The following is a 12,762-nucleotide window of genomic DNA, read 5'->3' as shown; positions in this document are numbered from 1 at the left end:
TAGTGAATAGCAAAGCAGCAAGTTTTATAAAAAATTTTTCTTACACAATAGCTTCAAATTTGATTTCTCTCGTTGTCTCAACAGTAGTTATTCTAATCGTTCCTAAATTGATAGGTATTGATGATTACGGTTATTGGCAACTTTATTTATTTTATATTTCATATGTTGGTTTTTTACACTTTGGCTGGAACGATGGTATTTATTTAAGATATGGTGGAAAGCAATACAGTGAGCTTAATGAAAAGCTTTTTTTCTCACAGTTTTATATGTTGTTTTTTTTTCAGATATTTGTTGCAATAATCTTATTTACTTCAGCTAGATTTATCATTAAAGATGATAATAAATTGTTTATAATCGAAATGGTTGCTTGTGGGTTAATACTACTTAATACCAGATATATGTTACTTTATATTTTACAAGCTACGAATAGAATTAAGGATTATTCTCAAATTATTATAATGGATAGATTAGTATATATTCTTCTTTTACTATCATTTTTGGCATTTGGTATTCGAGATTATAAGCTAATGATAATAGCAGATTTAATTGGAAAATTAGTTGCTTTAATTTATTCTATTTATTGTTGTAAAAATATTATATTTTTAAAAATTTCCTCATTCTTTTTAAGCTTTAGTGAAACGAAAGAGAATATTAATGTTGGAATAAAGCTAATGTTCTCTAATATGGCTAGTATTTTAATTATTGGCGTGGTTAGATTTGGAATAGAACAAAATTGGGATGTAGAAACTTTTGGAAAGTTAGCTCTCACATTAAGTATATCTAATCTTATGATGCTATTTATTAATGCTGTAGGTATTATATTGTTTCCCATATTAAGAAGAACAGATGTGGGGAAATTGTCAAATATATATTGTGTTATGAGAGATGTTTTAATGGTGATGTTACTAGGCGTATTAATAATTAATTTCCCCCTTAAATTTGTTATGACTGCATGGTTACCGGAATATTCAGATAGTTTGATTTATATGACTTTGGTATTTCCAATGTTTATTTATGAGGGCAAGATGGCACTTTTAATAAATACGTTTTTAAAGACAATGAGAAAAGAAAAGCAAATGTTGAGAATTAATATTATATCCTTGATGTTAAGTATTTTAGTAACTATATTAACTTCACTAGTATTTAAAAATTTAGACTTAGCTATTCTATCTATAGTCATGATCCTAGCTTTTCGATGTGTTCTTGCTGAGATTTTTATATCTAAATTATTGGGTATTTCTTTAACTAAAGATATTTTACTAGAGATAATGTTGACACTGATTTTTGTGCTAGCTGGTTGGTTTATAAATTCATGGATTGCAGTATTAATTTATACATTCGCATATTTAATTTATTTAATTATTAAAAGAAATGACATATCTATCACAATGAAAAATTTTAAACTCCTTATGAAATAATATTTGGATTGCAAGAAAGGATGAACTTGTTTTATGCAGATATTGGTAACTGGCGGTGCGGGTTATATAGGATCACATACTTGTTTTGCATTGCTTGAGGCAGGACACAGAGTTATTGTGTTAGATAATCTATGCAACAGTAAGGTTTCTACTCTTGACAAAATTAAGCTACTAACGAATAAAGAGATAATATTTTATCCTCTAGATGTCACAAATGAATCTAGTGTAGATAGTATATTTTTAAATCACAGAATCGATGCAGTTTTTCACTTTGCTGGACTAAAGTCAGTAAGTGAGTCGGTGAAAAAACCGTTAGAATACTACTATAACAACGTTGTAAGTACATTGATATTAGCTAAAGCGTGTCAGAAATACAATATAAATAAATTTATTTTTAGTTCTTCAGCTACAGTATATGGGAGGAATAAAGTTCCGTTTTTAGAAGATTCAGAGTTGATGTCTGCGACGACTCCCTATGGTGAAACAAAAGTTATAAGTGAACGTATATTAACTGACGTAGCAAAAGCTAATTCTGAATTCTCAGTTTCTCTATTAAGGTATTTTAACCCTGTTGGAGCTCATAAAAGTGGATTGATCGGAGAAGCACCTAATAACATCCCAAACAACTTAATGCCCTATATTACGCAGGTGGCTAAAGGGAAAATGAGGAAATTAAAGATATTTGGTGATGATTATCCAACCGTAGATGGAAGTGGTGTAAGAGATTATATTCATGTTGTGGATTTAGCTCTAGGCCATGTTGCTGCGTTGAATAATCTATTACCTGGTGTAAATGTATATAATCTTGGAACTGGAAAGGGGACAAGTGTATTTCAATTGGTGAAAGCTTTTGAAGAAGTTAATAATGTACATGTTCCTTATGAAATAACAAACCGTAGATCTGGAGACATCGCTGAGTGTTATGCTGATGTAAGTAAAGCAGAAAAAGAACTAAAGTGGAAGGCTAAACTAGGAATTATAGACATATGTAGGGATGCCTGGCGTTTTGAAAAGAAATATGAGGTATAATAAAAAAGGTTAATTCAAAGATTGTTTTAGAATACATCTGTGCATTATCTGAAATAATAGATTATAATCTTATTTTATTCCATGGCATGTTGTAAACAACAATTTATACTTGATAATGAGGATGCTATTGATGTCAATCATGTTCAATCAAGATCTCATGGTACTATCATTATAAGAATTGAAATTACATATAAATTGCATTGGTAGTCGATTCATTACATTAATTTTTGCTTAAGAGGAGGAATTTAATTGAAAGGCATTATCCTAGCAGGTGGCAGCGGTACACGCCTATACCCATTAACAATGGTCACAAGTAAGCAGCTTTTACCTATTTACGACAAACCAATGATCTACTATCCACTATCCACATTAATGCTAGCGGGCATTAAAGAGATTCTTATTATTTCCACTCCAGAGGACACGCCTAGATTTGAAAGCTTATTAGGTGACGGTTCTCAATTTGGAATATCACTACAATATATAGTCCAACCTACTCCTGACGGTTTAGCTCAGGCATTTATACTGGGTGAGGATTTTATAGGTAGTGATTCAGTTGCCATGATCCTTGGAGATAATATCTACTATGGCAATGGAATGCGGAAAATGTTGCAACGTGCTTCTTCTAAACAACAAGGAGCAACGGTATTCGGATATCATGTACAAGATCCAGAGCGCTTCGGCGTGGTAGAGTTTAATGAAGAAGGTAAAGTATTAAGCGTGGAAGAAAAACCAACTCAACCAAAATCTAACTATGCAATTACTGGTCTATATTTTTATGATAACAGAGTTATTGAGATTGCTAAGAACGTTGAGGTCTCTTCACGTGGAGAATTGGAGATTACCTCCATTAATGAAGCTTACTTAAATCTTGGTGAGCTTGATGTGGAACTCCTAGGTCGGGGATTCACCTGGTTAGATACAGGAACTCATCAAAGTCTTGTTGACGCAACTAACTTTGTACGGACTATTGAAGATCATCAAGGAATCAAGATCGCCGCTCCGGAGGAAATTGCATATATTAATGGATGGATTACTAAAGAACACTTGTGGAAATGCGGGGAGAAGTTGAGTAAGACAGGGTATGGTCAGTATTTGATGAAAGTAGCAACAGGTAAAATACAATACTAATAACTGAAAGTGTGGCAGAGATGAAAATTACAGAAACCTTTTTGCAAGGCGTATTAGTCGTTGAACCAGCTGTTTTTGGGGATCACCGCGGTTGGTTTATGGAGACGTATAGCGGAGCTAAGTTTAAAGACCATGGAATAGATATGGAGTTTGTACAAGATAACCAATCCTACTCTGCAACTAAAGGAACATTACGTGGTTTGCATTTTCAATTACATCCCAAGGCACAGACGAAGCTGATTCGGTGTACACGTGGTGCTATTTTTGATGTAGCCGTAGATATCAGAAAAGGTAGTCCTACCTATAGTAAATGGTTCGGCATTGAACTGAATGCTGAGAACAAGAAGCAACTGCTGATCCCAAAAGGATTCGCACATGGATTCATGACACTAACAGAAGACGTAGAGGTTCAGTATAAGTGCGATGAGCTTTATGCCCCGGAATGTGATGGGGGTATTCTGTGGAATGATCCTTCTATTGGCATTGAATGGCCTCTTCATATTACACCTGTATTATCTGCCAAGGATGAGAAGGCGCCTTTATTAAAAGATGCTAATTTGAATTTTTTTTACAATAACTAATAAAGCTAATAGATCGGGAGTGCGTTCATTGAGTAAGCAAAAGATGCTGGTTACGGGTGGTGCCGGATTTATTGGAGGCAACTTCGTACAGTATATGATAGATAAATATCCGCATTATGATATTGTGAATTTGGATTTGCTAACTTATGCGGGTGATCTAACGAAACATAAGGATATTGAGTCCAAATCCAATTATCGGTTTGTTCAAGCTGACATTGCTGACCGAGAGGCAATATTGTCTCTTTTTGAGTTGGAAAAATTCGATTATGTTGTTCATTTCGCTGCGGAGAGTCATGTGGATCGCTCAATTACTGATCCTGCGATATTCGTTCGTACGAATGTTATGGGGACACAGGTACTACTGGATGCAGCTAAAAAATTCGGCATTACTAAATTCCTCCATGTCTCTACGGATGAAGTGTATGGCGAACTCGATTTTGATCCTACTGTATTTTTTACCGAAGAAACACCTTTGCAGCCTAACAGTCCTTATAGTGCTAGTAAAACAGCGTCTGATTTGCTAGTCCGTGCGTATTATGAGACCTTTGGTTTACCAATGAACATAACACGCTGCTCGAATAATTACGGTCCCTATCATTTTCCTGAAAAACTGATTCCACTGACCATCTCAAGAGTATTAAATGAAGAGAAGGTTCCTGTATACGGAGACGGGAAAAATATTCGCGACTGGCTCCATGTCTGGGATCACTGTGCGGCCATTGACCTTGTTGTGCACGAAGGAGTAAGTGGTGAAGTTTATAATGTGGGTGGTCATAATGAGAGAACTAATCTTGAAGTAGTTAAGACGATTATCAGTACCTTGGGGAAATCTGAAGATTTGATTGAATTTGTAACAGATAGATTAGGACATGATAAACGCTACGCCATTGATCCAACGAAACTTGAGAATTTAGGTTGGAAGCCAACTTATACTTTTGAGACCGGAATTGCGCAGACGATCCAATGGTATATTGATAATGCTGAATGGTGGCAACAAATCCTTAGTAACGAATCGCATAAGTGATTTATGCACGACTTAACGGTTAAGAAAAGAAAAGGTAATTTAATGAATAAAAGATTTGTCCTTTTCGTATGCTTGCTATTGTTAATTACTGGTTTATTCAGTGCAGGCCGTTTCTTAGCTCTATCTGAACCTCCCAAGCAAGCCGATGTCATCATCGTCCTAAGCGGAGGCCAAGGCCGTGTGGAAAAGGCAGCTGAGTTATATAAAGCAGGCTATGCTCCTTATGTAATTCTTTCCAATGCAAAAGAGGCAACGAGTAAATCGGGTGACATGGTCCAAACCGCCCTAGCTTTAGGCATACCCCAGGACGTTATCTATACCGAGAACGCGGCGGATAGCACTTATCAGAATGCCGAGTACACTCTTCCTATAATGAAGGAATACGGTTTTAAATCTGCGATTGTTGTTTCCTCTGACTTTCACATGCGGAGGGTGAAATTTCTTTTTGGTCGTGTGTACAAAAAATCGGAGATTGAGCTGACGTTTGTGGGTTCTGCATCAGGATATAACGCTAAACACTGGTGGAGTGACCGAAAGAGTAGAGAAACAACGTTCAACGAGTATGTGAAAATGATCGGCAACACCTTTGGTTACAATGGTCCAGAGGCAAAAAGTACCCTTGATCAGATTAAGAACTGGTTTCGCTAAAGGATTTCATATAAGATTAACATCTTAACCCGGCGATTATATTCGACGGGTATTTCTATATAAGTAGGGTTTATCTCAAGTGGATATTTCTATTTGGATTTTATCTATTCGTTTATTCGAGGAGAAAAATAATGAAATAACTAATAGACTACATTCTCATGAGTATAAGATTGTATTTGTGACAAGAATATATTTTAAATATAAATTTATACAGCGCATAAATAAGATATTTTTCATAAATCGCTATTCATGACATGGCGAATATTGGAGCATACTAAGTTTCAGCAGAGAGTAGATTAGATATATCATTCTAATTGCAATGACTCAATTATCAATGTAAATCAATGTAAATCAATGTAACGTATAAAAGAATTAAATTTTTGTCTCTCATTTTCCTGCAACTTTGTATCTTTGGGATAATTTCTTAGACTGTATTCGATTGTCGGAATAAATAGTTTTTAGTTGGAAATTATTGTGGTATTTTTACGTTACATTTTACTGTTAATGCGTTATGGTCTAACGGAGAAGCAAAAAAAGGACTAAGAATCAGTCCTTTTGAATTCATAATCGTCTTCATTTTTCACATTTAATGCTAATGATGTTAGGAAGAATGTAATTGGTGCATATCGAATGTGTTCCATAATATCTATTAGTAATGCACTCGAAAGTAGAACGACCCAGAACAACAAAACAAAAACTGGGGCAACCTTATTTGCTTGATACTTAATAGTTTTAAATGTCTTTTTTAGTATGGTAAATGTTAGAAAAAGCCAAAGCGCCAGCCCGATAAACCCATATTTATATACAATAAAAACATAGTTATTGTCTGCTACATTTGGCGCTCCAAGTTCACCCTTCATAGGGCCCGAACCTATCAATGGGTGAGACTTAATGTAAACCCCAATGTTTGCCCAGTATAAGGTTCTGCCTTGAAAGCTGCTTTGATAAACCAAATCTCCAGAAAGCACTTTGCTGATTCCACTTACCAAATAGCCAAACTGACCAGAATTATGCTGTCCGTTAATTAGGACGTAGTGGTATGCAGTATATACTACCAGGATACTCATGATCAATATTACAAAGCTTCTAATTTTATGTTTTCGTGCTAATAGTATATTGGCCACCAACACTAGTAGGCATGTGGAAAGACCGATTATCGTGGCTGTTCTTGATTGAGTAATTAACACAGTTCCAAAGCTAATTAGAAACATAAAAATGTTCCTTTTGTTCACAAATAACAATTTGTAAAAGTACCATACAGCACATGATGCCATGAATACAGCTAGGAAGTTTGGATTTCCAAAAGTTCCAATAGCGCGGTTAGAGAACTCGTTAGCGATTGTGGTCATGTCTCGACCTGAGAAAAGCCCCAAGCTAAAACCACCAAAACGCATTTGAATTATGCATAGAAAGAACTGGAATATCACAAAGAATTTGATTGCTTTTTCGAAAAACAAAGGTGAAACACTAAGTAATGAGCCTAGAAAAAACGCTGAGAACATTATTAACGGTTTATACATATCTACTAAATCCTCTAGAACAACTACGCCTCCAAATAATGCATTGTATCCCATAGATATTAGCTGCCACAGAAAAATGGCTGCAATTATAAGAAGTGTTCTACCAGCGGAAAGTGATATTTTAACTTCAAATCTCGTCATGTAAATCAGAAATAATATTGCTCCAATCAAAATGATAGAGCTAAAGTCCATGATTCTTAGGAAGTTCTCGCCCATAAATCCCGGATATGGTTTCATGATCAAATAGGCGAGAATAATGACCATTAATAACTGCTGCGTCCTATTTAACTCTTTAGTTTGCATATAATACCCTCCTGCCGGTAGCTATTATAGCAAGATATTCCAAGAATTGATAGACATAATTATACATTGTTCTACCATTTTCAAAACTTAAGTTATTAGTGTCAGTAGCAACTGTTTAGAACTATTTTATTTGTTGGCTTGGTTCGTTACATATCTCAGCAGTATCTCACCCAAGCTACTAATCACTGAAACTCTTTTGAACCTTAACATCTTTAGATGCAAAACGATGTTTTTTTACTCTCCCAAGATTCAATTCAACTAATCCGTCAAAACTATTCTTTTTAACTTACTTTTTTACCAAAAGCCCCCCAAGTAAACCAAAAGGATACCATTAGTAAAAAGAGTCCGATATTAAAAATCGAATAGATTAGGGTTATGCCTAAAAAGGTAATTTTTTTCAATATGATCGATTATCTATATAGACTCTTCTATAAACTAATAATTAATCAAAAAATAACTCATCCTAACCGTAGCGAACCTACGGTTTTTTATTTATAATAATTATTATCTGGATTTCATAAAGCGTTCAAAAAATCTGTAAAAAGTCTTATTTTCGTGTGATATACTTAACACAGTGTTTTGAGATGTTGTGAAAGTGAACGGTATGTAAGATATTAATTTATATAATTGGATTTCAGCAACTTATAGAGACTAGGATGGTGAACTATCGATGCACATCGTCGTCGTTGGCCTGAATTATCGTACGGCTCCCGTGGAGGTTCGGGAACAGTTTGCTTTTGCGGAAAGTGATCTTCCGGCAGCGCTCCATCAACTGATGAAGACGAAGGGTGTGCTAGAAGGGGTCTTAGTAGCTACCTGCAACCGTACGGAAATTTATGTGGTGATGGACCGCCTTCATATGGCTGGTTATTTCATCCGCGGCTTTATGGAGCAATGGTTTGGTGTGAAAAGCGAGCAATTTGCTCAGCATATGTATATTTATGAAGACGAACAGGCGATTGCGCATTTGTTCCGCGTGACTTGCGGCCTGGATTCCATGGTGATTGGGGAGACGCAGATCCTGGGACAGGTGCGGAGTTCTTTTCTCACAGCTCAGGCAGAGGGTGTAACTGGAACTTGGTTCAATCGGTTGTTCAAGCAAGCGGTGACGCTGGGCAAAAGAGCACATAGTGAAACGTCAATCGGCGAGAGCGCAGTATCGGTCAGTTATGCGGCTGTGGAGCTGGGCAAGCGGATTTTTGGCATGTTCACTGGGAAAAAAGTGCTGATTCTCGGCGCCGGCAAAATGAGCGAGCTTACCGTGAAGCATCTATACAGTAGTGGTGCTGCAGAAGTGATTGTCGCTAACCGTACGCTGTCGCGTGCGATTGAATTGGCGGAGAAGTTCTCGGGTAAGCCAAGCACGATTGAAGATGCGTTAACAACTCTAAATGAAGTAGATATCGTGATCAGCTCAACAGGAGCAGACGGGTATGTGCTTACGGCTGATAAGGTAGCGCATGCTATGAAACGCCGCCCTTCGCGGCCGCTTTTTATGATTGATATTGCTGTACCACGTGATATTGATCCTGCGGCGGCAAGTGTGCCGGATGTTTTTTTGTATGATATTGACGATCTGGAGGGCATTGTGGAGAATAATCTGGAAATGCGCCGAAGTGAAGCTGCGAAGATTGAAGTGATGATCAGCGAAGAAATGGATGAGTTCCAACTGTGGCTCAAGACGCTTGGGGTAAGACCGGTGATCCGGGCGCTCCAGGATAAATCGAATACGATTCATGAAGAAACGATGGAGAGTCTGTTCAACAAGCTGCCCGAGCTGGACGAGCATCAGCGGAAAGTGATCCGCCGTCTGACTAAAAGTATCGTGAACCAGATGATGCATGATCCGATCAATGTAATTAAAGAGCTGTCCGGCGGTAAGCAAGGGAATGAAGCTCTTGATTATTTTTCCAAAATCTTTGCGTTGCAGGAACAGCTCAAATCCGATTCAGATGATGGAGACATTGCCCCGGTGAAGCAGTCTAATTCTGGAGAACGTACGGCTGGCAGCGCTGATTTCTCTGTGCCTAAAACGGCGCTTGCTCCGGCAGGCTTGCTGGGTGGGTGAATAATATGCAACTGCTGAACGGAATATATGATGCCGCTCTGCTGGTCTATGCCCTGAGCCTGCTGTTTGTTTTCTCGGATTGCCTTAAAAGGAGTCCGGGTGGGAAGCGGTTAGGCACGGGGCTTCTTGTTGTTGTGGGTCTTTTGCAAGTTGCAGGACTTGGAATTCGTTTCTCTCAGGAGAAAGGCCTGCCTATTTTTACTCCTTATGATTTCTTGTTTTGGTTTGCGTTTAGTATTGTGCTGACTTCGCTTGCGGTGGCTTTTACACGTGGAGGCGAGTTTACGATTTTGCTGCTCAGTATGGCTGGTTTTAGTGTTTTTCTGCTTAATCGGGTCTGGCTGACGGCGGGTGGGCATACGCTTGAGACTTGGAGTGCGGTGTATGGCTGGCTGACGATGCATGTGATTTTGGCAAATTTGAGTTTTGCAGCACTGACGTTAGGGACGGTTTTTGCAATATTGTACTTGTTCCTGCACACCAGACTCAAAAGCAAGAAATGGAGCGACCGGATCCGTCGTTTGCCGAACCTGGAGACTACAGATAAATACTCTTACACCGCTATTTTGGTGGGCACTCCTTTGCTGGGAATATCGCTGGTGGTGGCGGGTTTGTCTATAGTATCTGAGGGACGGACGCTTTTATTGAAGGATTTAAAAGTATTAACGACTCTTATCGGTCTTGGGATTTACATATTTTATATTATCTTTAAGAAGTCCGGGCGGAAAAGTGGAGTAAGTATGGCTCGCTGGGCGATTTTAGGATATGCTTTTATTATCTTGAACTTTCTGTTGAATTCTTGGTCTGATTTTCACGGTTGGAGCGGGGAGTGAAGGGCATGACGCGTTATTTACCCATAATGCTGGATTGTGAAGGGCAGCACTGTGTGGTTATTGGCGGTGGTGTCGTGGCTGAACGTAAGGTGAGCGGGCTGTTGGAAGCTGGAGCGGCGGTTAAGGTGATTAGTCCTTCTTTGACAGATCCGCTTGATTCTCTAGCTGAAAAAGGTCTTCTGATCTGGATGGACCGTACTTATGCTCCCGGAGATCTCCGTGGGGCCTTTCTCGTATATGCAGCCACTAACGATAGGGCGGTTAATGAAGAGGTTGCGCGGGAGTCTAGACGGCTTGGAATTCATGTGAATGTGGCCAGCCATGCGGAAGCGGGAAACTTTATCACGCCCGGAGTGGTTCGGAGGGGACGTTTGACGGTAGCTGTATCTACTTCAGGTGCTGGCCCGCTTGCGGCAACGAAGATCAAAAATGTGCTTGAAAAAGCGCTGGATGCGGCGTATGAGCCATATTTAGATTTTGTGCATGCCATGCGAACCCGGATTAAGGAAAAAGAACCTTCTGCTGAAGTTCGTGGAAGGCTTTTGCGGAAGCTAGGCGCGCTGGATGTGTTGAACGAGATGAGTAAGGGTACCTTCATAGCGTGGAGCCCGGAGGATATGGACGCTTGGATTGCTGAGCAACGGGTGGAGTAAAAGTGCGCGTGGACACTGTAAAGATTAGAAAATTGGGTTAGATTAAGATATGAAGTGATGAGCGGTTTTGAGTAATTATAATGAATGGCTGAGTTGGCTCGTAGTGGCTGGGATGGCGGAATGTACGGTAAAAATACTGTTGAATCGAGCTTAAGTAGCTTGGATGGCGGAATGTACGGTAACAATGCCCTCTAAATGAGCAATAGTCGTCGAAGGAGCTAAAAGAAAGGCAAAAATGCCTTTAAATTGAGCAATAACCACCATGTTAGTTAAAAGAGAAGCAATAATGCCCTTAAAATAAGCAACAGTCGCCGAATGAGCTAAATAAAAGGCAATAATGCCTTTAAATTGAGCATTAACCACCATGTTAGTTAAAAGAGAAGCAAAAATGCCCTCTAAACGAGCCACAATCGCCGAAGGAGCTTATAAAAGGCAATAATGCCTCAAATTTGGCGGGAATTATCCGAAGTAGCGAATTCAAAGGCAATAATGCCTTTTTTAGAGTGAGAGTAGTTAATTGGTTAGTTTGGGTTTGGATTTCTAGTGCAAGGTTCTGCGGTGAAGAGTAAGAGGCGAACGTTACCAGGAGGAATGGACAAATGCGTAAGGTTATAGTGGGGAGTAGACAAAGCGCGCTTGCGTTGACGCAAACGGGACATGTGATTGCTGATCTGGAGCGACTTAGCGAGGAGCATGGTTTTGGATTTACTTTTGAAGTGAAAAAGATCGTCACCAAAGGTGACCGCATTCTTGACGTTACTTTATCCAAGGTAGGCGGCAAAGGGTTGTTCGTGAAAGAAATCGAGCAAGCGATGCTGGAAAAAGAAATTGACATGGCGGTGCACAGCATGAAAGATATGCCATCTGAGCTACCGGATGGGTTGATCAATGGTGCTGTGCCGAAGCGAGTCGATCCGCGTGATGTTTTGATCTCTAACGGAGGCGTCTCGCTAGACGAGCTGCCTCAGGGTGCACGCGTAGGCACAAGCAGCCTACGCCGATCCAGCCAGCTCGCTGCGCTGCGGCCTGATCTGGTCATTGAGCCCGTGCGCGGCAACATTGACTCGCGGCTGCGCAAGCTGGAGAGCGGCGAATACGACGCAATCCTGCTGGCAGCGGCGGGGCTGTCGCGCATGGGCTGGCAGGATCGCGTGAGCGCCTACCTGCCGCCGGAGGTTTGCCTGCCCGCTGTAGGGCAGGGCGCACTCGGCATCGAGTGCCGCGCAGATGACGCTGACCTGCGGAAGCTGCTGGCATTATACAACGATGCCGATACGGCATTGACGGTAGCGGCGGAGCGCACGTTCCTTGGCGTGCTGAATGGCGGCTGCCAAGTGCCGATTGGTGCTCATGCGGTGCTTGACACAGCCGCCAAAGCTGCTACCGCTGAGCACAAAGTAATCTCGTTAACGGGGATGGTGGGAACACCGGACGGTTCAACGATTTTGAAAGAAACTTGCACGGGGATTGACCCGGTACAGCTCGGCGAAGAAGTCGCTAAAAAGCTGATTGCAAGAGGAGCGGAGAAGATACTGTCAGACGTTAGGGGATGAGTGG

Annotated in this window: 12 protein-coding genes; 10 read left to right on the top strand and 2 right to left on the bottom strand. The window is 39.9% G+C overall.

The window, feature by feature from the left end:
* Positions 1 to 2 precede the first annotated feature (2 nt).
* From MKY14_RS15425 to MKY14_RS15400, 6 genes are all read left to right on the top strand, one after another.
* Positions 3 to 1,418, top strand: a complete 1,416-nt coding sequence (locus tag MKY14_RS15425; protein ID WP_340976782.1) for a hypothetical protein — start codon at positions 3 to 5, stop codon at positions 1,416 to 1,418.
* A gap of 33 nt (positions 1,419 to 1,451) precedes the next feature.
* A complete protein-coding gene (galE, locus tag MKY14_RS15420; RefSeq protein WP_340976781.1) occupies positions 1,452 to 2,447 on the top strand; it encodes a UDP-glucose 4-epimerase GalE in 996 nt (331 codons plus the stop codon).
* A 249-nt stretch (positions 2,448 to 2,696) separates the two neighbouring features.
* Positions 2,697 to 3,575, top strand: a complete 879-nt coding sequence (rfbA, locus tag MKY14_RS15415; RefSeq protein ID WP_340976780.1) for a glucose-1-phosphate thymidylyltransferase RfbA — start codon at positions 2,697 to 2,699, stop codon at positions 3,573 to 3,575.
* Between the two features lie 20 nt (positions 3,576 to 3,595).
* Positions 3,596 to 4,156 (top strand): dTDP-4-dehydrorhamnose 3,5-epimerase, encoded by a 561-nt coding sequence (rfbC, locus tag MKY14_RS15410; protein ID WP_340976777.1) that lies wholly within the window; start codon positions 3,596 to 3,598, stop codon positions 4,154 to 4,156.
* Positions 4,157 to 4,184: 28 nt separating this feature from the next.
* Entirely contained in the window at positions 4,185 to 5,180 is a 996-nt protein-coding gene (rfbB, locus tag MKY14_RS15405; RefSeq protein WP_340976776.1) for a dTDP-glucose 4,6-dehydratase, read from the top strand.
* Positions 5,181 to 5,222: 42 nt separating this feature from the next.
* On the top strand, positions 5,223 to 5,828 hold the full coding sequence (locus MKY14_RS15400; RefSeq protein ID WP_340976774.1) for a YdcF family protein: 606 nt from the start codon (positions 5,223 to 5,225) through the stop codon (positions 5,826 to 5,828).
* Positions 5,829 to 6,367: 539 nt separating this feature from the next.
* Here MKY14_RS15400 and MKY14_RS15395 read toward each other — a convergent pair.
* Positions 6,368 to 7,651: an O-antigen ligase family protein gene (locus MKY14_RS15395; protein WP_340976772.1), complete on the bottom strand. Its 1,284-nt coding sequence runs from the start codon at positions 7,649 to 7,651 to the stop codon at positions 6,368 to 6,370.
* A 670-nt stretch (positions 7,652 to 8,321) separates the two neighbouring features.
* On the opposite strand from MKY14_RS15395, the gene hemA reads away from it, so the two are divergent.
* From hemA to MKY14_RS15380, 3 genes are read left to right on the top strand one after another with little or no spacing between them, the layout of a single operon-like run.
* Complete coding sequence (hemA, locus tag MKY14_RS15390) at positions 8,322 to 9,719, top strand: glutamyl-tRNA reductase (protein WP_076306845.1); 1,398 nt, start codon at positions 8,322 to 8,324, stop codon at positions 9,717 to 9,719.
* A gap of 5 nt (positions 9,720 to 9,724) precedes the next feature.
* Complete coding sequence (gene ccsA / locus MKY14_RS15385; RefSeq protein WP_076129405.1) at positions 9,725 to 10,552, top strand: cytochrome c biogenesis protein CcsA; 828 nt, start codon at positions 9,725 to 9,727, stop codon at positions 10,550 to 10,552.
* Positions 10,553 to 10,557: 5 nt separating this feature from the next.
* On the top strand, positions 10,558 to 11,205 hold the full coding sequence (locus tag MKY14_RS15380) for a precorrin-2 dehydrogenase/sirohydrochlorin ferrochelatase family protein (RefSeq protein WP_339281344.1): 648 nt from the start codon (positions 10,558 to 10,560) through the stop codon (positions 11,203 to 11,205).
* Positions 11,206 to 11,355: 150 nt separating this feature from the next.
* On the opposite strand, the gene MKY14_RS15375 is transcribed toward MKY14_RS15380, so the two are convergent.
* The gene (locus MKY14_RS15375) at positions 11,356 to 11,613 is read right to left on the bottom strand and encodes a hypothetical protein (RefSeq protein ID WP_340976769.1); all 258 of its coding nucleotides are present in this window, start codon (positions 11,611 to 11,613) and stop codon (positions 11,356 to 11,358) included.
* 191 nt (positions 11,614 to 11,804) lie between these two features.
* On the opposite strand from MKY14_RS15375, the gene hemC reads away from it, so the two are divergent.
* Positions 11,805 to 12,758: a hydroxymethylbilane synthase gene (hemC, locus tag MKY14_RS15370; RefSeq protein ID WP_076129403.1), complete on the top strand. Its 954-nt coding sequence runs from the start codon at positions 11,805 to 11,807 to the stop codon at positions 12,756 to 12,758.
* The last annotated feature ends 4 nt before the right edge of the window (positions 12,759 to 12,762 follow it).

Origin of the sequence: Paenibacillus sp. FSL R5-0887, from assembly GCF_038002305.1 — a bacterium.
Classification (GTDB): Bacteria; Bacillota; Bacilli; order Paenibacillales; family Paenibacillaceae; genus Paenibacillus_AQ; species Paenibacillus_AQ odorifer.
The sequence above is the reverse complement of the archived record's forward strand: the minus strand, read 5'-3'. Positions and strand labels throughout refer to the sequence as shown.